General features: G+C 44.3%; 17 protein-coding genes and 1 pseudogene. 4 read left to right on the top strand and 14 right to left on the bottom strand.

The window, feature by feature from the left end; all coding sequences use genetic code 11:
- Nucleotides 1-99: 99 nt before the first annotated feature.
- Both FFM74_RS09020 and FFM74_RS09015 read right to left on the bottom strand, forming a co-directional pair.
- The gene (locus tag FFM74_RS09020; RefSeq protein ID WP_137626297.1) at nt 100-327 is read right to left on the bottom strand and encodes a hypothetical protein; all 228 of its coding nucleotides are present in this window, start codon (nt 325-327) and stop codon (nt 100-102) included.
- Nucleotides 328-436: 109 nt separating this feature from the next.
- Nucleotides 437-1,640: pseudogene (locus FFM74_RS09015) on the bottom strand (MFS transporter).
- A 688-nt stretch (nt 1,641-2,328) separates the two neighbouring features.
- Between FFM74_RS09015 and FFM74_RS09010 the strand changes: the two are divergent.
- Nucleotides 2,329-5,544, top strand: a complete 3,216-nt coding sequence (locus FFM74_RS09010) for a SpaA isopeptide-forming pilin-related protein (protein WP_137626296.1) — start codon at nt 2,329-2,331, stop codon at nt 5,542-5,544.
- 88 nt (nt 5,545-5,632) lie between these two features.
- Here the strand turns inward: FFM74_RS09010 and FFM74_RS13845 are convergent, their stop codons facing one another.
- The 7 genes from FFM74_RS13845 to serC all read right to left on the bottom strand — a co-directional run bounded on the left by FFM74_RS13845 (nt 5,633) and on the right by serC (nt 13,514).
- Nucleotides 5,633-5,764 (bottom strand): hypothetical protein, encoded by a 132-nt coding sequence (locus FFM74_RS13845; RefSeq protein WP_263390610.1) that lies wholly within the window; start codon nt 5,762-5,764, stop codon nt 5,633-5,635.
- Between the two features lie 90 nt (nt 5,765-5,854).
- Nucleotides 5,855-6,697 carry a helix-turn-helix domain-containing protein gene (locus FFM74_RS09005; RefSeq protein ID WP_137626295.1) on the bottom strand — a complete coding sequence of 281 codons (843 nt, stop codon included), beginning with the start codon at nt 6,695-6,697 and terminating at the stop codon, nt 5,855-5,857.
- Between the two features lie 428 nt (nt 6,698-7,125).
- A complete protein-coding gene (locus FFM74_RS09000; RefSeq protein ID WP_137626303.1) occupies nt 7,126-8,781 on the bottom strand; it encodes a peptide ABC transporter substrate-binding protein in 1,656 nt (551 codons plus the stop codon).
- Between the two features lie 195 nt (nt 8,782-8,976).
- The gene (locus FFM74_RS08995) at nt 8,977-10,644 is read right to left on the bottom strand and encodes a peptide ABC transporter substrate-binding protein (RefSeq protein ID WP_137626294.1); all 1,668 of its coding nucleotides are present in this window, start codon (nt 10,642-10,644) and stop codon (nt 8,977-8,979) included.
- A 166-nt stretch (nt 10,645-10,810) separates the two neighbouring features.
- On the bottom strand, nt 10,811-11,245 hold the full coding sequence (locus tag FFM74_RS08990) for a GNAT family N-acetyltransferase (protein WP_137626293.1): 435 nt from the start codon (nt 11,243-11,245) through the stop codon (nt 10,811-10,813).
- A gap of 9 nt (nt 11,246-11,254) precedes the next feature.
- The gene (locus FFM74_RS08985) at nt 11,255-12,424 is read right to left on the bottom strand and encodes a phosphoglycerate dehydrogenase (RefSeq protein WP_137626292.1); all 1,170 of its coding nucleotides are present in this window, start codon (nt 12,422-12,424) and stop codon (nt 11,255-11,257) included.
- A complete protein-coding gene (serC, locus tag FFM74_RS08980; RefSeq protein WP_137626291.1) occupies nt 12,411-13,514 on the bottom strand; it encodes a 3-phosphoserine/phosphohydroxythreonine transaminase in 1,104 nt (367 codons plus the stop codon). Before serC ends, FFM74_RS08985 begins: the two co-directional genes overlap by 14 nt.
- Before the next feature lie 366 nt (nt 13,515-13,880).
- Here serC and FFM74_RS08975 point away from each other — a divergent pair, with 366 nt between their 5' ends.
- From FFM74_RS08975 to FFM74_RS08965, 3 genes are all read left to right on the top strand, one after another.
- Nucleotides 13,881-14,504: a histidine phosphatase family protein gene (locus FFM74_RS08975; protein ID WP_137626290.1), complete on the top strand. Its 624-nt coding sequence runs from the start codon at nt 13,881-13,883 to the stop codon at nt 14,502-14,504.
- 6 nt (nt 14,505-14,510) lie between these two features.
- Entirely contained in the window at nt 14,511-15,149 is a 639-nt protein-coding gene (locus FFM74_RS08970; protein ID WP_223877207.1) for a GyrI-like domain-containing protein, read from the top strand.
- Nucleotides 15,150-15,675: 526 nt separating this feature from the next.
- Nucleotides 15,676-15,897: a hypothetical protein gene (locus tag FFM74_RS08965; protein ID WP_137626289.1), complete on the top strand. Its 222-nt coding sequence runs from the start codon at nt 15,676-15,678 to the stop codon at nt 15,895-15,897.
- 177 nt (nt 15,898-16,074) lie between these two features.
- On the opposite strand, the gene FFM74_RS08960 is transcribed toward FFM74_RS08965, so the two are convergent.
- From FFM74_RS08960 to FFM74_RS08940, 5 genes are all read right to left on the bottom strand, one after another.
- Complete coding sequence (locus tag FFM74_RS08960; protein ID WP_223877206.1) at nt 16,075-17,001, bottom strand: alpha/beta hydrolase; 927 nt, start codon at nt 16,999-17,001, stop codon at nt 16,075-16,077.
- Nucleotides 16,998-18,212, bottom strand: a complete 1,215-nt coding sequence (locus tag FFM74_RS08955; RefSeq protein WP_137626288.1) for an MFS transporter — start codon at nt 18,210-18,212, stop codon at nt 16,998-17,000. The genes FFM74_RS08960 and FFM74_RS08955 overlap by 4 nt, the downstream gene beginning before the upstream one ends.
- Nucleotides 18,213-18,319: 107 nt before the next feature.
- Nucleotides 18,320-19,174 (bottom strand): helix-turn-helix domain-containing protein, encoded by an 855-nt coding sequence (locus FFM74_RS08950; RefSeq protein WP_137626287.1) that lies wholly within the window; start codon nt 19,172-19,174, stop codon nt 18,320-18,322.
- 263 nt (nt 19,175-19,437) lie between these two features.
- Nucleotides 19,438-19,791 carry an iron chaperone gene (locus FFM74_RS08945; protein WP_137626286.1) on the bottom strand — a complete coding sequence of 118 codons (354 nt, stop codon included), beginning with the start codon at nt 19,789-19,791 and terminating at the stop codon, nt 19,438-19,440.
- 4 nt (nt 19,792-19,795) lie between these two features.
- Nucleotides 19,796-20,659 carry an NFACT RNA binding domain-containing protein gene (locus tag FFM74_RS08940; protein ID WP_137626285.1) on the bottom strand — a complete coding sequence of 288 codons (864 nt, stop codon included), beginning with the start codon at nt 20,657-20,659 and terminating at the stop codon, nt 19,796-19,798.
- Nucleotides 20,660-20,695 lie beyond the last annotated feature (36 nt).

Here is a 20,695-nt window from a genome sequence, read left to right as displayed (position 1 = left end):
AATACCGAAATGAGGTCGCTTAGAGACAACAGTAAATTTATATTATTTCATCTGACAACTTGACAGGGCCTAGCGCAGGCCCACACTTAAACCAGACGTTTAGTCTTGATTATCGTCATCATCAGAGGGATCGGTTGCGAGTGACTGTAATTTAAAGCGCCCGAAGATGTCGAGCCCGATACCTAAAACAACCATCCCAGCCAAATAAAGTTGCAAAGTGGCGTAAAGTGTTGCTGGATTGTCGCGTAACGTAATCAAAGCCGCACCAATGACAGTAATTAACGCAAAGATGAGGCGACCGTTCATTAAAATAAATTTTTGATCCAAATCAATTTTCCTCTCAGTTATGGGGACTAACTTACTTACCAATTGACCGAAATTATAAATGCGGCAGCGTTTGCAAGTCAATTCCTTTGACCGAGATCACTGTAAATTATCATTTTTGCTGATTAGCGACGGTTTTTTTCGACTGACTTTTTCTAATCACATGATTGAGAATCAGCACCGTGATGAGCGCCAGGGTGGCAAATGCGGCGCCACCGTAGCCCAAACTGGCTAAGCCGCCGTATGCCATCATGCCGGCCGCGGTTGCTGAACCGAACGAAATCCCAATATTGAAAAAGATGGCATTGAGCGATGAGGCCAACAAGGTGGCTTGCGGATACTCGGCTTCAGCCACTTCCAGAAAATGAATTTGGATGGGGGCGTTAACGACGGAAATAATCAATGCCAGCACTAATAAAATATTTAAGCCAATCAGTGGCAGCGACATTGTGAATGGCAAGCTCAATAAGAGCACAATATCAATCAAATAAAAACGGGGGAGCGTTCTTAAACCATGCCGCTCAGCCACAAACCCGGAGAGGCGATTGCCAAGAATGTTCATAATACCTAGTGCTAAAAGCAACCAAGTTAAGGCCGTTGTGCTGAAACCTAATCCAGTAGTAAGCAAGGGCCGGATATAGGTGTAATAGGCGTATAACGCCGCTGCAGAGAAGAGAATCAGTAAGGCACCAAGCGTGATGCGGCGATCGGTCAATAGGGTGAGCTGACCTTTTAGACTACTGCCACTAGCCGCTTTAGCAAGATTGTGAGGCAATATCAAGACAAGTGCTAAACAGGTCAACAAACTGAGCGCTGAAATCAAATGAAAGGTCATATGCCAACTCGTCGCGGTACTGATGGCAGTCCCGATAGGGTAAGCCAATCACCGAAGCAATACTGAATCCAGCAGCAATCCAAGAAATTAAGCTGGCACGCTTGTGGCGTGGCGCCAAGTCATAAGCAAAAATGGTGATCAATGATTCGATAGTTCCGGCAACGGCTGCGGTGATCAAGCGGGAGACTAGAAACCAGCCGTAACTGGTGGCAAAACCACTAGCGGTATTGCCAATCAGAAAGATAACCATCAACACCATCAAGGTTCGAAAGCGATTAAAGCGATTGGCAAAAAGCGTAATAATCGGCGTACTAATTGCGTAGACAATTGCGAAAATGGTCACCAAGTAGCCCGCCATGGTAATCGTGACGTGCAATGATTGGGCAATATCAGAAATAACGCCAACCACCATAAATTCATTACAGCCTAACATAAATGAAACTAAAACTAGCACGCTAGCCTGCCATCGGTATTTAGTCAATCCATTTTCCTCCTTGTAGTCGTTTAAAGTTGTTTTGGGTTTTATTTAGTCGCACTCTTTGAGGTTAAACTAGTGCCTTAGAACACGGTCCCATGCAGATTAGTTAAAGCTTGTCGCTTCCGGTTGCTGTTGATAGCATGCGGTCGTGGGACCGGTCCAAGCCAGACACGTCTTGGACCTCGCCCAGAACCCTTGCACAAATCGCAAGTGTCCCGGACCGTCCGTGGTGTAACGTCGGCCCAAAACCAGCCGATGTAACGCCACCATCACGACCGATACTATCAGCAGCAACCTCCAGCTAACTAGGTTTATTGGTGTTGAATCGAAGTTACTGTCAGAGCTGTAATTGGACTGTTACACATCGTCAAACGATTCTGACTGACGGAGCTTCCTTTTGTACGCATAATCCTTTAGCTTCGAATATAAATTACTATTAATTATACTATTTTAAGTGACCCCCTGAAACTAATAATTTTAGGCGGTTATGGGGACTAATTCAGGTTGTATTGGGAAGGTATCGGGGTGCTCGAATTGGTGATTAGCTAACGATTGCTAGTTAGTTGATTAGATTGACAATATTCTGTTTGAATCATTGTTATGTTCGGACAAATGGGCTTATAATTAATTGGTTAGGTTAATCTCCGATTGGCCTTAACCTTCGATTTCATGATAGAGGGGAGGGGAAATAATGCGATTAAATTCTAAAAATCAACGCTTTAAAGCCTTTTTAGCGGGAACGGCGACGTTACTAACCTTGTTGGCAACAACCGCTACCGCCGCTAAAGCAGATACTACCGCCACGTCAACCGCTGCATCGACTGTTGATGCAACTGCGACTAGTGGTCATTCTGCAACACCGGCAAAACAAGTTACCTTGCAGAGTAGTAGCAGTAGTTCCAATGCGAGTGCTAAATCAGAAAGTAGTAACACCAACTCTGAAAGCAGTTCGACAGTGTCATCAGCTAGCCAAAGTAGCAGTGCTACAAGCTCGAGTTCAACTTCATCCGATACGACGGCTGAAGCTAATTCTTCAAGCAGTAGTTCTGCACCTAAGGATAGTAAAAATGATCCAGTCAAAGTGCAAACTGCGGCTAAATCAGATAACGCTGAAACGAGTAAGCAACAGACGGTCACACAACAATATTCGCCCGTGACGACTAGTCAAAAGGGATCAACAGATGTTCTACCAAAAAGTTTTTTGATGAGGTTAAGTTACAGTAACTTTGCTGCGTTGGCAACCCAAGCTAAGTTAGTGGTTAAGGGAATGTCAGCAAGCGATGCGGTTGTAACGGATAGTGAGGGTAACAAGTATAGTGCAACAGATGTGCTTAGTCTCTATTCGAACTATATTGCAACTTATCACTGGTCCATCGATGATGGTGTCCCAGTCAAAGCGGGTGATCAAGCGACGCTGACATTGCCCAAAAACATCGTGTTTACTGCTGGAACCACCGCGGTTCAGGTGACTAATGCAGCCGGGCAGTCGATTGGAACTTTTTCAGCTGATGTTGGGACTCAAACCGGGACACTGACTTTTAATGACTATTTTGAATTAAATAATGTGTCTAGCCGGCAAGGGACCTTGACCTTTCATGTGAATGGAACTAGTACCACTGCTGGTGATAGCACGGCCAAGATCAATAAAATTGGTTGGTGGTTGTCAGGTGGTAAGTCGATTGAATGGCAAGTTGTTGCCAATCTTGGTAGCGAAGCTTGGAACAATGCTACTGTTATTGATCAATTGGGCCAATATCAAACGCATAATAGTGAGATCACTTTTGAAAGTGGTTCTTACGTTAAAGGTGTTTTTGTGAAAGCCCAGCGCCTTGGAACCTATGATTTTAAGACGGGAGTTTTCACGCCTGAAGAAGGTGTGTCAGCTACGGCGGTGACAGTAGTCATGGACGGCAATCAGATGACGATTAAATTGGGGAATATTACGACTGCGATCAATATCTTTTATTCAGTTGAAGTTGAACCTGATAAAGCTTACACGAATAGTGCAAGGGTGACCTATTCGTTACCTGGTACGACTGACCCAGGAACTGGTGGCACTACTACACCTGGTAATGGTGATGGCGATGGTGATCACAGTGGAACTACCCCTGATTATTCGTATGATGCGAACCAATCGTTAATTCCTGGTGCCAATGGGACGGCCAGTTGGGCTACTTATACGCTCTTTGTCACTAAAACTGATAAAGAAACTGGTAAGGTGGTCCCCAATGCCATCTATGAATTACAAGACGCAACTGGGGTTCTTTTAAAATCCAATTTAAAAACTGATGAAAATGGTCAATTGACGATTCCAAACTTGGCTGCCGGGACTTATATTTTAGTTGAAACGGCGGCGCCTGCTGGCTACTTATTAGATTCAACACCCCACGAAATTGTGATTGATCCAACAGCTGCGACAGTTGATGGTGTCAATACTTATCGTGTTGCGGAACCTGTCACTGACGTTGCGATTCCAACGACAACGCTAACGGTTAAAAAAGTTTGGCAGCATGCACCTGCCGGGAAGACGCCAGATGTCACGGTTAAGTTGGTTTTAAACGGTCAGCCGACGACGCAAACGTTGACACTGACTAGCCAAAACGGTTACCAAGGGTCATTTGACGCCCTGCCAACACTTACTGCTGATGGGACGACGAATAACTATACTGTCGTTGAAACGCCAGTGACTGGTTACGAAAGCAGTCAAACCACGGTTGGTAACACGGTAACACTAACAAATACGTATCGGACGATCACGGTCACCAAGACTGACGAGACCGGTAACAAGTTAGCCAATGCCAGCTTTACTTTGACGGACGCCAATGGCAATGTGATTGGCACTCAAACGACTGATGCAACTGGTCAAGTCGTGTTCGGCGGGTTGGCTCAAGGCAGCTATTACTTGCAAGAAACGCAAGCGCCTAAGGGTTATACCTTGAATTCTGAACGTTACAACCTGGTGTTAGATAGTCAAACTAACAATCAATCAGTAACGGTTAAGGATGCTGAAATTAAAGGCAGCCTGACGGTCACTAAAGTTGATGCTGAGACGAAAGCACCATTAGCCAATGCTAAATTTGAGTTGCGCGATGCGACTAATCAGGTCGTTCAAACTGGCGTGACGGATGCCAATGGTCAACTGAGCTTTAATGAGTTAGCCTTAGGCACGTATCAATTAATCGAAGTGACTGCACCGACTGGTTATCAGCTCAACACCGAAGCACAACAAGTTGTGATCTCTGATGACGCCGCTAATCAAACGGTAACAGTTGCCGATATGGCCGTGCCGGTAGTTGTGCCAAAGGGTCGGTTGACGATTACTAAGGTTGACAGTGCCACTGGCGCAACGTTAGCTGGTGCGACCTTTGACTTGAAGGATACAACCGGAAAAGTTGTGGCGACAGGTGTCACGGATGCTCAAGGTCAGTTGAGTTTTGCTGATTTAACACTTGGCAGTTACACCTTAGTTGAAACAGCCGCACCAAATGGTTATCAATTGGCGACACAAGTTCAAACGGTTGTCTTATCAGCCGCGAACACGACCGTTGCATTAACGGTCGCGAACACGGCGATGCCAACGACACCGGTGGAACCTGAAAAACCAACGATCCCACAAGTACCAGAAACACCTGTAAAACCAACGGCGCCAGTTCAATCGACTGAGCCAGATCAACTCATGCCGTCAACGACGACAGCAGTTAATTCGGCAACAGCGGTTGTTGCTGGGACAACCGTTCAAGTGACGCCACTAGTTGCGAACACGGTTGCGATGTCGCAAGCGCCGGCACCTAAAAAAGCACAAACCTTACCACAAACCGATGAGTCTAAATCGGTTTGGTTAATGATTATTGGTTGGCTAATGTTCCTATTAGTCGGCTGGTTTGGCGTTAAACGTGTACGCGCTTAGTTTTAGGCTTGAAGAAAGACAAAAACAGCTCGTTAGGATTGAATTTTCAATCTTAACGAGTTGTTTTTTGTTTAAGGACTCATTTAAATTATCGACGATTTTGGCCGGAGCGTTCATCGTGTCGTACTCTTACTGGTTGTGCGGCTGGAACACGATTGCCGGCAACGACGCCAGCAACTGCAGCTAACCCAGCTGCCGCTAATAAACCTGCTAATAACATGGGCAGGACCTCCTTACCGTCTAAACCATTACCATTTGATACTTACAGCTTAGGCGAGTTTGAGTTGGGATGCAATTAATAAGTCGGGACTTAACGAGATTTTGAATAATTTGAAATTTTCTTAATTAATTGACGATTATTATTGATACGGGCAAAGGCAGTTGCATCACTTAATAATTCCGTTGTTTTGGCGGGATCACTGCTCAATTTAGCTTGTCGAAATTTGATTTTAGCCACGTAAAAGGTGACATGGAATTGGGCACAAATCTTAATTGCATAGGCGAGTAGTTTTTCGCTTTGTGCAGCATCATCTATACTGGCGTAGAAGCTACCAGTATAGTAGGCCAAGTTGATGACGCGCCAGACACTCGCGGTAGTTTCTAGGGATAGCGTCGGCAAGGCGTGGCGCACCTTTTCAAAATAGTACTGCGCCTTATCTGCTTCGTGATTATTTTGATAAGCGATCCCCGTACCACAATAGGCGAGCTGGGTATAAATGGTGGCATGCGGTTCATCGAGATCGGTAATAATTTGGTCAAAGTTGAATAAAACATCGCTGATCGGATGCTGATTTAAAGCGGCCACATACCCCTTTAGGAAATAGTATTGGAGCTTGGTTTCTTGATCGTGACGGGGTTCATCAGCAATCTTTGCTAACCGCTTTTCGGCATCGGCGTAATCACTTGTAATTAAATCAAATTCAATTTTTGTCATCTCAGTCAAAACGGCGGCATCAGCTACGCGTTCTGTTGGAAAAACGTCTTCTAATTGTAAATGTAATCGTTGGCAGAGTTGGGCAACGATTCGAATGGCGGGTGCCTTGCCATTGTTCTCGAATTTACTTAACGTTGCTTGCGTACAAATCCCCGTTGATAGCGCTTTCTGCGATAAGCCTAAAGCCTTCCGGCGGGCGATGAATAGTTCGATGTTCAAGTGAATGACCCCCCTTAAAGGTTATCGCTTTAACTTTAGCAGACATAGCCGTACACAACAAGCTTAATACTGACTTACGAGGTCGAAAGTCAGTAAGAGTTGACAGTTGCTGATGTAAAAAAAGGTGTCAATGGTATTGCTTCCGGTTGGGATTGATCACATGCGGTCGCGGGATTGGTCTAAGCCAGACTGTTTTTTGGCTGGGATAGCCCACCATTGTACAACGATTTTGACTGACAGCGTGCTCATCACAAGTTTAGGTTAAGCGCGACTGTTGCTGATATGATCCTGTTCATGATTTTTTGTGTGTTTAGATGAGTCATAAAAATAAGACCCCCGTATGTTTACGGAGGTCCGATTTGAAATTAATGAAACGGCTACTCAACTGAGAGTGACTGCTGAGTTATTCTTGTTGCAAATTTGTCCGGCTATTTCGCCATGTAGGCTTCCTTGAAGTTGTAGTTGATCCCGGCAGTGTTGTAAACTAGCCCCTTCAACTTTGGATTAACCATTTGAGCGACCACGTTTTGTGAGAGTGGTGCGACCCCTTGATCGGTCCCAATTTCCTTTTCTGCTTTGGCTAAAGCGGCCCAACGTGCCTTAGTACTAGTTGTGCTGTTGGCGGTGTTGATGGCTTCATCAAAGGACTTATTGGTCCATTTACCAAAGTTGTAGTCGTTTGTCGATGTCATGATGCCAAGGTCAGAGATTGGATCTGCAAAATCGGCCTGCCATGCTGAGATAACGAGTTCGAAGTTACCGGCGACTTCACGGGCAATTCGAGTCTTGTAAGGTACCGTGACACTTTTAACGGTCAAACCTGGTAATTCTTTCTCCAGTTGTCCTTGTAGATATTCGGAGAGAGCCTTCATTTGGTCGGTGTCGTCATGGGTTAACGTCAAAGTTAATTTCTTTTTACCAACTTCTGCTAAACCTTCCTTCCAAAGCTTTTTCGCCTTAGTTGGGTTGTAGCTGACGGCACTAGCCACTTTGTTTTCAGTCGCGAAATCTTTGCCGGTGGTTGGGTCATTAGCGAGCCCAGCGGTGACAAAGCCTTGTGGTGTCACTGAACCGTCGCCTAAAACGTTATTAACGAGTTGTTTTCGGTTCAAGGTTAAGGACATCGCTTGCCGCAACTTCTTGTTGCTCAATTCTTTAACTTTCTTTTGGTTGAATTCCAAATAGTTCAAACGAGAAGATTTACGGATGACAAGTTTCTTGTTGTTCTTTTCGTTCTTGACTTGTTGTCCGGATAAGGTTGCCATATCAAGTTTGCCACTCTGGAACAAGTTGAATGCGGTTGTTGTTGATTTAACAACTTGATCCTTGATCTTCGTTAAATGAACATTCTTTTTGTCCCAATATTGGTTATTTTTAACTAAAGTCCAAGTTGCATTGGTTCCTTGCCAGCCGGTCATCTTAAATGGCCCATTGTAGACCATCTTGCTTGAGCTAGTTCCGTATTGTTTCCCATACTTTTCTACCGCGTGTTGATTTTGTGGGAAGAAGACGACAAAGCCCATCAATAACTTGAAATATTGAATTGGTTTTTCCAAAGTAACCGTTAGCTTATAGTTGCCATCTGCCTTGATGCCCAATGTGGACGCCTTAGCTTTACCGTTCGTGATCTTATCGGCATTTTTAATACCAGAGTACAAATAAGCATATTGTGAGGCGGTTTTTGGATCAACGGTGCGTCGCCACCCATAAACGAAATCTTTGGCTGTTACCTTATCGCCATTGCTCCATTTGGCATTTTTTCGTAAGGTGAAAGTATAAGTCTTTTTATCCTTTGATACTTTTGTGGCAGTAGCGATCCCTGGGGTGGCTTTACTATTACTACCAAGGCGATAAAGGCCTTCTTGCGAGTTGTTAATCATCGTCCCACTGATGACATCAACGGCGAGGGATGGGTCCAAAGTCGTGAGATCTTGGCCGTTTTCAGACCAATTTAAAACTTGTGTTTTGGCTAAATTACCACTAGTGGCGCTGGAAGTTGATTTTGACTGGTTCCCGCAACCAGTGAGCAAAAAGCCAGCCGCGGCGGTAACGACTACGGCAGTAGAAAGTGTTTTCCATTTCATCATATGTATGCCCCTTTTTTTATGTGTGCTGTCGTTGTGACTGAGAATTATGCGATAGCAATTAATTTATGATATGACAATGAGAATACATTAAAAACAAATTAAAATCAAGCTTGATTATTCACATTTTTACTAAAGTGACGCAAAAAGTGCTCGGAAAGACTGGTTTCCGAGCACTCAACTTGATTATTAAATTTATTTAGTCATATAAGCACTCTTGAAGTTATAATCCAAGCCAGCGGTGTTATAAACCAAGCCCTTCAACTTAGGATTGAGCATTTGCGCGATGACGTTTTGTGATAATGGCGCAACGCCTTCATCGGTGCCGATAATCCGTTCAGCTTTAGACATTTCTGACCAACGTTCCGTGGAGCTAGTGGTTGCGTTTGCCGCGGTAATGGCATTGTCGTAATCAGTATTAGCCCAGTGACCGAAGTTGTAGCTGTTGTTGGAGGTCATGATCCCAAGGTCTGAAATTGGGTCCGAGAAATCTGCTTGCCAAGCGGAGATGACTAACTGGAAGTTCCCAGCAGTTTCACGTGCTAAGCGGGTCTTGTAAGGTAAGGTGATACTCGTGATCTTCAAACCTGGCAGATCCTTTTCCAGTTGACCTTGGACGTATTCGGATAAGGCCTTCATTTGGTCAGTATCATCATGCGTTAACGTCAACGTCAAGCTCTTCTTGCCAGTTTCTTTCAGGCCTTCCTCCCAAAGCTGTTTAGCCTTAGTCGGATTGTACTCGGTCGAGCTAGCCGTGGCATTTTCAGTTGCGAAGTCTTTGCCAGTGGTTGGATCTTTGGCTAAGTCGGTCGTGACGAAGCCTTTTGGTTGAACGGAACCATCGCCTAAGACATCATTGACCAGTTGTTTACGGTCAAGGGTCATGGACATCGCTTGACGTAACTTAGTATTTGACAATTCTTTGACTTTCTTTTCGTTGAATTCCAAATAGTTCAAACGCGACGACTTGCGGATGACCATTTTCTTATTGTTCTTTTCGTTCTTAACTTGTTGACCGGATAAGGTGGCCATATCGAGTTTGCCACTCTGGAACAAATTAAAACCAGTCGTCGTTGACTTAACATCTTGATCATTGATCTTGTCTAGGTAGACGTGTTTCTTATCCCAGTAGTCGTTGTTACGGACTAAGGTCCAAGTTGAGTTGGTGCCTTTCCAACCAGTCATCTTAAATGGTCCATCGTAAACCATCTTAGCAGAACTGGTCCCGTAATCTTTGCCATATTCTTGAACCACTTTTTGGTCTTGTGGGAAGAAGACGTCAAAGCCCATTAATAATTTGAAGTATTCCAAAGGCTTTTCCAAAGTCACGGTTAATTTGTACTTGCCATCGGCTTTAATCCCCAAGGTATCAACGTTCGCCTTGCCGGAAGAAATTTTATCGGCATTTTTAATGCCTGAATACAAATAAGCATATTGAGAAGCAGTCTTTGGATTAACGGTGCGCCGCCAAGCATAGACGAAATCTTGCGCCGTGACGGGATCGCCGTTACTCCATTTGGCATTCTTACGCAGTGTGAATGTATAAATTAACTTGTTCTTTGATTCGGTCGTGCCCGTCGCGATTCCGGGTGTGACCTTGCTATTATTGCCTAAACGATACAAGCCTTCTTGAGAGTTACTGATCATCGTACTACTGATGACGTCGGTCGCGAGCGATGAGTCTAGCGTCGTAATATCCCCACCATTTTCGGACCAGTTTAAAACTTGTGTTTTAGCCATATTGCCGCTTAAATTACCTGCATTTTCACCACTAGAACTAGCTTTTGTGCTGCCGCAACCAGCTAGTAATAATCCTACCGAGGCGGTGACTGTTGCCGCCGTCCCAATCATTTTCCACTTCATAATGATTCCCCCTCGGATCCTTTATATGATACGAGTCTGAGAATACATTAGAAAACGATTAAAATCAATTTGAAACAATGCTAAATTTTTACGATTAAAAAGCAAAAACGCGTAACCCCCGTCGCACTTGCGTTAACGGGGAGACGTGTTTGATTAGCAAGCCTGATTAACGATGCCAGCGCATGAGATAGTCAGGCTGATTGGTGGCTTTATCGATCGATTGTGACTGGACTTGAAAGCCACTGTGATGATAAAACGCCACGGCCGATCGATTGGCAATGTAGACCGATAATTGGAGTTTTGGTCGTTGGGCTTTGGCGGCGTTGAGCAATGCCGTGCCAACCCCATGCTGTTGCGCCTGATCAGCAACGAAAATGCCAGCGATGGTGTGGCCCTGCAGACCTAAAAAGCCAATGAACTGGTTGTCATCACTGGCAACAATTAAGTTGGCAGTGGGCAAGGCTTGACGAACAGCGGCGACCTGTTTGCGCCAATAATCAGCCTTAACGAATGGATGCGCAGCCAAATTGCCCGCGAGCCAAAGGGTCATGAGTTGGTCGAGTTGTGTTTCAGTCGGTTGTTTCAACGTTTCGATTTGCATATCGTTTCCTTAGTGATGGATTAACAGTCGGACGCGATAGACTGCCGGAATTTTATTTAGCGCGTCAATTAAGTGCTGGCTGCTTTCATGGTCAAGGTCATCCACGTCAATAATTGTGTAAGCTGTGTGTTGCTTAGCAGCGTTGGCCATTGTTGTAATGTTTAAGCCGGCCTCGGCTAACTTGGCTGTGATCTGACTGACCATGTTGGGAACGTTTTGGTGCATGACAGTGAAGCGATAGGCGGCATTGAAAGGCACGTTTAAGGTTGGCAAATTAATGGCGTACTGAACATTGCCAGTTTCCAAATAAGTCATAATCGTCCGAGCAGCTTGTGTCGCCCCGTTGACTTCGGCTTCAATGGTTGAGCCGCCGATGTGCGGGGTCACGGTGACAGCGGCTTGGTTGGCCAGACGCGGTTCACCAAAGTCGGTATAGTAATGCGCGACTTGGCCTGTTTGTATTGCGTCTAGGACAGCGGCATTGTCCACGATACCGCCCCGAGAATAGTTAAATAATTGCACACCCGCAGGCATCGCCTTTAGTTCAGTTGCCCCAATCAAATTCAAGCTGTCTTCACTCTTAGGTACGTGAACGGTCACATAATCCGCGTGATTAACGGCAAATTGTAAAGTTGCGGCACGTTGAACTTGTTTTGAAATGTTCCAAGCCGCATCTGCAGAAAGATAAGGATCATAGCCAATCACATTCATCCCAAGGCTTAAAGCCGCATTAGCGACTAATGACCCAACGTGACCTAAGCCGATAACGGCCAAGGTTTTACCAAGTAATTCGGTACCATTAAATTTCGTTTTGTCGTGCTCGGTTCGTTGTGACACATCTGCCTCAGTATGTTCGGCGGAATAGCTGGCCGCAGCCATTAGATTACGTGACGCAATGACTAGCAGCGCAATGATCAGTTCTTTGACGGCATTGGCATTACTCCCGGGCGTGTTGAAAACCGCCGTCCCGTTGTTTGTTGCCACGTCCAGCGGAATATTATTGACGCCAGCCCCGGCCCGGGCAATTACTTTGAGGGATTTTGGCAAGGCTTGGTGGTGCAAGTCAACTGAGCGGATGAGATAGGCATCTGGTTGGTCGGATTGGTTTAAGGCATAGTCATTAGTGAAAGTATCCAGTCCAGCTTGAGCAATGGCGTTATAAGTTTTAATTTGATACATGAGCAAGGTCTCCTTTAACATGATTGGCTTCAAAAGCAGCGAGATAATCAACGAGTGCTTGAACACCGGCGAGTGGCATGGCGTTGTATAAACTGGCCCGCATGCCCCCGACTAACCGGTGGCCCTTTAAGTTTAGCAAGCCTTGCTTGGTTGCCCCCGCAATGACTTGCGCATCTAATGCTGGGTTGCCAGTCACAAAGGGAACGTTCATGAGCGAACGGTCGGCCGGGTTAACTTGGCAAGTGAATAAGTTAGACTGGTCTAAGAACTCATAAAGTAAGGCCGCCTTTGTTTGATTGCGCTGCTCGATCACGTTTAGCCCGCCTTGCGCTTTAAGCCACTTTAAGACTAGTCCAGCAGCGTAAATCGCGAAGACCGGTGGGGTGTTGAACATTGAACGCTTGTCGGCAAATAGTTGATAATCCAACATACTTGGCAAGTTCTTGGCTTTACCGATGAGATCATCACGGACGATAACGATGGTTAATCCGGCTGGCCCGAGGTTCTTTTGCGCACCAGCAAAAATCATCCCAAAATCAGAAACGTTGTAGACTTGGCCCAAAAAGTTTGAAGACATATCCGCAACGAGTGGCACCTTGCCCGTGTCTGGTAGCGTGGTATAAGCGGTCCCTTCAATCGTGTTATTGGTTGTGAGATGGACGTAATCCAACTCTTGATCGACCGGGGCAGTTAGCGTTGGCAAGGTTGTAAAATTCGTCGCCGCGGCGGTGCCTAGAATCTCAACTTGGGTGTTAACGCGACGCGCTTCATCAGCGGCACGACTGGCCCAATGACCACTATCTAATAGCCCAATATGGTGATGCTTAGTTGCTAAGTTCAGTGGGGCGGCAGTGAATTGTAGCGTACCGCCGCCTTGAAAAAAGAGCACGCGATAATTATCAGGAATTTTCATTAAATCGCGTAAATCCGTTTCAGCGTCATTAATCACTTGGTCAAACAGTTGAGAGCGATGAGAAATCTCCATGATACTCATTTCGGAACCTTGAAACGACGGTAATTCGGCTTGAATTTGATCAATCACTGGTTGTGGCATGACGGCCGGACCAGCTGAAAAGTTATACGTTGACATAAAAAATCCCTACTTTCAAAGTTAATTTTTACTCACAAAAAAAGTCCTAATGGTTGTGATAACCACGAGGACTGTTGATTTCAGTAATAGTCTAGCCCTCGTCATCGAATGTTGGTGAACATCCATGAAGGGCTTAAAGTCACACGAAATTAGGCCGACACAGATGTTTGTGTTGACCAGGAGGAGACGATTAAGTTAGCATAGCGATTGATAAACATACTGACCACTCCTAAAATTTCATTGCCTTAAATTTACCAACTTGGTAAACTTTTGTCAAGATGAAAAATTAGACGATTTGAGCTTAGTATTAGAAAAAGACCGACTGTTTTCATGAAAACTTAATTTTAATATCAGGGAGCGACTTAAATGACAACTTTTTACATTATCCGTCATGGACAGACTACGGCGAATGCGCAAGATTTAAAGCAAGGCACAATCAATACGGCGATTACCCACTTGAATGACGTCGGCGAACAACAGGCCCAGGCCCTCCATGCGGCCTTTGACATCAGTTTTGCGGACCGCTTAATTTGCAGTCCGTTGGCTCGGACACAAGAGACGGCGGCAATTTTAAATCACGGCCGTGATCTACCAATCAAAACAGATTCACGACTATTGGAAATTTCGTATGGTCAGTGGGATGGGCAAAAAAATGACCAACTGAAAGCGACTTATCCGCAATATTTTGACCAAGCCTTACGCGATGTGTTACCCACTTATGTTGAAGTGGCGACCAAAGGCGAAACTTTCGACCAGGTCATTGCCCGAGCTCAAGATTTCTTGAACGGTATGGCGCAACAGTATCCCACGGAAAAAATAATCGTTGTGACCCATGGCTTTACGGTTAAGGCGATGGCGTTGGCGGTACTACAACCACAAAATCCGATGAGTTTACCGGAGCCGGAAAATACGAGTGTCACGAAGATTACGGTTGATTCGGCGCTAGACCGCGCCTTTCTGACGTATTATAACCGACAAGTCGGCTATTAGGTGACGATGATGACTAAATATGAATGGCGTAAACAAGATAAGCGCTTGTATCTTCCCAAGGCGGTGCCAACGCCGATTCAAGTACCAGCGTTTAATTATTACACGATTACAGGGCATGGCGATCCGAATGACCTCGAGTTTGGCGAGCGGACGGGCGCGTTATATCAAGCGGCCTATGGGATTCGGATGAATCCGAAAGCCGGCGTGGCGCCCGTTGGTTATTATGACTATACCGTGTTTCCATTGGAAGGGTTATGGACCTTAGATCCAGATGATGTTCGTGCTGATGGCAGTTTTGACAAGGCTGATCTGCGCTACAAACTGATGTTGCGCCAACCAGACTTTGTGACCCCAACTGTTGCACAGGAAAATTTAGTGCGGGTCCAAGAAAAGAAGGCCAATCCGCTTTTAAACGAGGTTAAATTTGAGACATTGACAGATGGCGATTGCTTACAAATCTTGCATGTCGGTTCGTATGACGATGAACCCGCGACGTTCCAACAATTGGCGGTATATGCCGCTGAGCGACAATGGAAACGTCGCACGTTAGCGCATAAGGAAATTTATTTATCCGATCCCCGTCGGACGGTGGCTGCCAAACGCAAAACGGTTCTACGTTGGTTAATGACACCATTAAAGGCTTAACGAATGGCTCATTTGGTCCTACAATAGGACTAGGTTGACTTGGGTCGCCCTAACTGTTGCTCTCGGACCCAAGTTTTAGTGATTAGTAGCAGCAACAGCAGACATCACATATCTGTAAACTCCTAAGTGAAGGCAATCCTGACTAATGCGAGGACTGCCTTTTTTGTTGTATCGGTGAAAAGTAACCGTGCCGCTTCCGGTCGCCGCTGATTACATGCGGGCGTGGGACCAGGACAAGCCAGGCACGTCTTGGCCCTCACGACCGATGCTATCAGCAGCAACCTCCAGCTAACTAGGTCTGGTAGAGACGGTCGAAGTCGCAGAGCAAGAGTCTAATTTAGAAGTGTTGGTTGTAGGCATAAAAACGTTCGCAACATATTTTTAATCTTAGTTGACCCATTAAAATCATCATTCAGAGGGATAGGTTGACTGGATTAATCGGTAATCAAAATGTAATTTAAAATATCGAACACACGTTCTGAAAATGTGCTATGATTAAGCTACTATTTTCGATGAGGTGATCTGAATGGAACAGCTGAAGACGTTAGAAGCGTCATTGTTACAAGCTTATGAGTTAAATTGCGTGGTACGGTTGACCTTGGAAGATGGGCAACGTCCCAGTGGTTTGATTGCGGCTGTGAATGCCGGGCAACTTTTATTAAATCAACAAGCGGGTGTCGTAACGCAAATTAAGATCAGTGATGTGACTGAAATCACCTTTTTGAAAGAACCGTGGTGGCAGCGTTAAAAATAAGCTTATTGCAGTGACTGGTGATTATTGCCAATCTTCAGCCGCTGCAATAACCATAAAAAAATAAGGTCCCGTATTTTTTTACGAGGCCTTTTTTGACCGATAGCACGAACACTACTTGTGTTGATTCTAGTTGCTTAACCATCCAGCTAAGAGTATTCGTACTGGTATTAATTACAGTGTCTTTCTGATAAAGCGATCTACTAGATCAATCATGGTTGGTGTAAAGAAGGCATCAGTTCCGTGATCACTTTTTGTCATTTTATAAAATGTGACATTTTGATGGTTCTCTTTGAGTGCATTATAGAGTAAGACGCTTTGTTCAAAAGGAACGAGTCGATCTTTGCTACCATGCATAATTAAAAACGGCGGGAGCTTTTTACTGCTGATATAACTGATTGGATTTCCTTTTTGAACGAGCTCTGGTACTTTGTACAGGTCATTGGTACCGAAAAATTCACCTTCTAGGCTATGTGGTGATACATGATCTTGAGTTGAAGGAACCTTGTTCATCCGGCTAATATCAGTGGGACCATAGAAGTCAATACAAGCAGCATAATGCAATGGGAGAACTGTGGTATCCTCGTCATTAAATTCTGGTAAGTTTTCAGTAACTACCGCGGTAGTTACTGTATGGCCGCCAGAAGAATCACCCCAAGCAATGTATTGTTTGGGATTAACGTGGTAGTCGCTTGCATGAGCTAGCATAAATCGTGTCGCAGTTTTTAAATCTTTAATTTGGGCTGGGAAGGGATTCTCTGGTGCCCACCGGTATTCAACCATGGCAACCACATATCCTCGTTTTGCAACCTCGATAAAGTGTGCCAAGTGATTGCCGAGGAATTGCTTATGAAAGGCAGAACCTTGAACCCACATAATTAATGGAAATTCTTGTGATTTCTCGGTTATAACTGGTGTGATAACGTGTAAATGTAATGAAAGCCCATTTTTTTGCGCGTAAGGGACATTTAAAATCACATGTGGATAGGTGTCATCCAATGGTTCATTTAATGTTAACATTCCTTCAGGAGCAGCAGAAGCTTCTGGGAAGGTATCCCAACTGTAATCCTGTGGTGCAATGAATTCAGATTGATTGTTCATGATAATAGTTGCTCCTTAGATGATTTTTGACTGGGTTTCTTTTCTGCTTGATACAAGTAAATTAGACCGATTAACAATATCAATGTAAAAGCGCTACCAAAATAGAACGAGAATTGACTGGTGTTGTTATTAAAAAGATGAGCTAGTAGGCCATAAACATATGGAGCTAAAAAATTGGCGAATGATGCGGCAGCAGTAGTGGCACTGGTGGCATAGGCAGAATTAGCGGCAGTTGTGTGCGTATTGACTGCTGTAAACATGTAGGGCATGAAAAGGCCAAAGCCGGCACCGGCCAAGATCATGGCCAGATAGTAAGTTACTGTCGTTGCGGACACGGCAACTAGCACGTTACCTGCTAAAAAGAGGGTTGCTGCAATAATACCGCCGTATTGTTTTGCAAACTTCATGTATATCCCAAAGCTTAGACCTGTTAACAGTCCTAAAATTGAGTATGCCACCATCATATTGGCCGCACCCGTGGCATTTGCAACGTGTTCTTCAACAACAGCTAAGTTAAAATCAAGAGTGATAGCATTTTGTCCCAAATTGAAGAATAAGGTAAGTACGACCCACCAAATGACTTCTTTACCTAACTTAGTTGAACCGGCTACCTTTTGTTGAGTGACTGTGTCTGCTTGGTTTTGAATTTCTTTTGGCAAATAGATAAAAGTGAGTAAGAAAACAAGCAGACCGACTAGATAAATTAAGAAAGCATAGCGCCAATTTAGGCCGATTAAGATCCCAATTGCGTAAGTTAAAACTGTTCCCGAAACGCCAATAACTGCACTTTGGATGCCCATTAAGGTATTGCGAATCTCTCCCTCATAGAAATCCGCAATCATGCTAGTTCCAATTGGTTGTATCAATCCTAAACTGAAGCCCAAAAATAATCTTGAAACCAAGATGAAATTAAAATTATGCATGAACAGTGGGATAGTCCCGCTGATAGTCCATAAAAGCGCACCTAGTAAGATGACACGCTTTTTTCCCAACTTTGTAGCTAAGAATCCGGCCATTAGTAATGCGATGAATTGTGGCAATGCAGGTAATGATAAAAATGATTGCAACGTTTGTTTGCTGACAGCGGGGAAAGCTGTTCGTAAGCTGGGTAATAATGCCGATGTCGCGCTGACGCCAGTTATTAAAAAGGTTGAAGATAGCAAAGAGACTTTAAAGATTAGTGTGTCCCGTTTATCATGTGTGTCGGACATGGGTAAGACCTCCAGAATAAGTTAATATCGAATTGCAATTCGTTTTACAAATGCAATTGTAACCGCTTACTGGGTTGGCCATTAAGTCATATTCAACTAAAAAAGCGTCATATTCTGCTTTGATGTCGCAGCCGATATTGATGTGGCGTCATTTGGTACTTAATTTTGAATGCTTTTGTTAATGATTTTTCGTTGGAAAAACCTGTTAATTCGGTGATTATTTCAATACTATGAGTTGAATTTAAAAGTAGCTGTTGGGCGTGTAAGAGCCGAACATCAGTCAAATAATCCAATGGGGTTTGTTGCAACTGCTTTTTGAAAATATGTGCAAGATAACTCACTGAAATATGGGCGACTCCAGCCAAGTCGTTAATTGAAATTGACTGTGAATGTTTTTTTTCAATCCAGTCAAGGACCGGTTTAAGATAATCCATTTGTGAAATGTTTCGATTAATAGTTACTGTATTTTTGTTAGCGCAAGCATAGTTTTTTATCAAAAGGCCAAATAGCAAGTATCCGTAGCCAATCTGCAGTGCTAGTTGGGCATTGTTTGAATTGCATGTTGATAAATATAACTTTTCTAACAAGTTTTTAAGACGTGGAAAGTTTTTGTCTGTGTGTGAAATGTAGTTTTGAATGGCGTATTGACTAGTGTAACCTGTAGTTCGAACGAACTTATCCGGTAACATGATAGTCATTGAAATACGATTAGGATTCTTGGGCAATGAAAGTCCGTGGACTTCGTACGGATTAACAACGACCAGATCACCGGTATGCTGAGTAAATAGGCGGCCATTTAAATAGTAATTAGGATTTTCACCACGAATGGTATATGAAATTTCGAACGACTTATGCCAATGGCGTAAAACAACATGTTCGTCGCCAGTATTATGGACAAGTAGTCGAAACGGTAGTTCATGGTTTGGCGTAATGTTTTCATAGAAGAAGTTGTCTTTTTGCAAGGTTAACACCAGCTCACATTAATTAATTAGGTTCAGTATAACAATATATTTCTTTGTAAACTGACATACCGTATAGATTGTTGGTTGTTTTTATCTAGCGGTTAGCGTTTTAAACGAATAAGTTCTGGGTGAATTAACAGGTCGGCGTGGTTAATCATTAAATATCAGTGATGCGATTGTCTTTTTGAAAGAACCTCGGTGGTGGCACAAAAAAACTTAGCTGAGGATAGGGGCAATCACAACTAAGTTTTTTAGCACTCTATTTATGATAATTTGAATTTTTTCATAACTTCTTGCTTGCGGAATTCAGTAATCCGCCGAATTAGATCTAGTGGGAGCGGGGTATCTAATGGAAACTGAATGGCACCCTTACTCGTTTTGTAGTTGGTCAATTCGGAAGCGAAGGCTGCAACCCCACTAGGCGTCGGATATAGCCCAATATGGTGCTTGAAGAGGGCAAAATGAATGACGTTTTCGTGCCAATAAAACGTTGGCATTTGATATTTCAGTTGTTCCTCAGCATCCGGTAGACTAGCTAAAATTGTGGTGCGTAGCGTGTTTAGTTCGGCCTGATAATCAGCAGGCTGTTGGGTAATATAGGTTTCAACAGGGGTCATCTGATCACTCCTCAATACGTAATTGTTTGACTAAAGTAGCATCTGGTCGGACCGTAATGGTTGCCGCTTTGCCGGAAAAAGTCACGAGTCCTGATTTCGCACCCTTGGGTTTGCGTAATTGGCTCACCTTTAAAACATCGACTGGGACCCGTGGATACTTGCGGCCTTTACTGTAATAAGCCGTCAAAACAGCCGCTTCTTGGAGTGCTTGTTGGCTAGGATGATTGCTATGGATGACGACATGCGAGCCCGCAAGCTCGCTGACATGCATCCAATAATAATCTTTTCGAGCGGTCAGCGTTAAGTGATCATTTTGGTCACTATTTTTGCCGACCTCAACGAGGACATGATCGGTCGTATAAAAACGACGTGGGTGAGCCGGTTCTGGCGCTTTGGATGAATGCAGCACGGTCGTTTTTAGCGCGCCTTCGGTAATGAGCTGTTGTTTAATTTCCGCGATAAGGTTGTCATTTGCAGGATCGAAGTCAGCTTGCCGGGCTAATTGCTTTTTTAAGTCGGCCTCGGCTTGGTCACGATTGCTAATGACTGTTTGAAGACCGCGTTTATCTTTACGATATTGATGAAAGTAAGCTTCTGCATTTGCCATGATTGATTTTGTCACATCCAGTTGGATCGTTAATTTTTGATCAGGATTGCGATAATCAGGTAATTCGACAAAATGATGGTGGCCATCAATTTGACTGGCATAGGTTTTTAGCAAGGTCCCCTTCACTTGTAAGTCGGTGGCGTCATCGACGCGCGCAATTGCACGGGTTAGGGCTTCAATTTGTTTATTTGTACGAAAAATTTGGCGTGCCATCGCTGTTTGAACGACAGCAGCATCGGTTGATTCGGCTTGAGTTGACATGGTTGGCCGTCCTTTTTTAAAATTAATGCTGCTTTT

Origin of the sequence: Lactiplantibacillus pingfangensis, from assembly GCF_005404945.1 — a bacterium.
GTDB classification, from domain to species: domain Bacteria; phylum Bacillota; class Bacilli; order Lactobacillales; family Lactobacillaceae; genus Lactiplantibacillus; species Lactiplantibacillus pingfangensis.
This window is presented reverse-complemented; position numbering and strand designations above follow the sequence as displayed.

What these genes read in the sequence shown, in the direction of transcription:
- FFM74_RS13845 (WP_263390610.1), bottom strand. Translation starts at nt 5,764, where the DNA reads ATGTTATTAGCAGGTTTATTAGCGGCAGCTGGGTTAGCTGCAGTTGCT.
- FFM74_RS08970 (WP_223877207.1), top strand. Translation starts at nt 14,511, where the DNA reads ATGATGACTAAATATGAATGGCGTAAACAAGATAAGCGCTTGTATCTT.
- FFM74_RS08945 (WP_137626286.1), bottom strand. Translation starts at nt 19,791, where the DNA reads ATGACCCCTGTTGAAACCTATATTACCCAACAGCCTGCTGATTATCAG.
- FFM74_RS08990 (WP_137626293.1), bottom strand. Translation starts at nt 11,245, where the DNA reads ATGCAAATCGAAACGTTGAAACAACCGACTGAAACACAACTCGACCAA.
- FFM74_RS09000 (WP_137626303.1), bottom strand. Translation starts at nt 8,781, where the DNA reads ATGAAATGGAAAACACTTTCTACTGCCGTAGTCGTTACCGCCGCGGCT.
- FFM74_RS08955 (WP_137626288.1), bottom strand. Translation starts at nt 18,212, where the DNA reads ATGTCCGACACACATGATAAACGGGACACACTAATCTTTAAAGTCTCT.
- FFM74_RS08995 (WP_137626294.1), bottom strand. Translation starts at nt 10,644, where the DNA reads ATGAAGTGGAAAATGATTGGGACGGCGGCAACAGTCACCGCCTCGGTA.
- FFM74_RS09010 (WP_137626296.1), top strand. Translation starts at nt 2,329, where the DNA reads ATGCGATTAAATTCTAAAAATCAACGCTTTAAAGCCTTTTTAGCGGGA.
- FFM74_RS08960 (WP_223877206.1), bottom strand. Translation starts at nt 17,001, where the DNA reads ATGAACAATCAATCTGAATTCATTGCACCACAGGATTACAGTTGGGAT.
- FFM74_RS08940 (WP_137626285.1), bottom strand. Translation starts at nt 20,659, where the DNA reads ATGTCAACTCAAGCCGAATCAACCGATGCTGCTGTCGTTCAAACAGCG.
- FFM74_RS08965 (WP_137626289.1), top strand. Translation starts at nt 15,676, where the DNA reads ATGGAACAGCTGAAGACGTTAGAAGCGTCATTGTTACAAGCTTATGAG.
- FFM74_RS08985 (WP_137626292.1), bottom strand. Translation starts at nt 12,424, where the DNA reads ATGTATCAAATTAAAACTTATAACGCCATTGCTCAAGCTGGACTGGAT.
- serC (WP_137626291.1), bottom strand. Translation starts at nt 13,514, where the DNA reads ATGTCAACGTATAACTTTTCAGCTGGTCCGGCCGTCATGCCACAACCA.
- FFM74_RS08975 (WP_137626290.1), top strand. Translation starts at nt 13,881, where the DNA reads ATGACAACTTTTTACATTATCCGTCATGGACAGACTACGGCGAATGCG.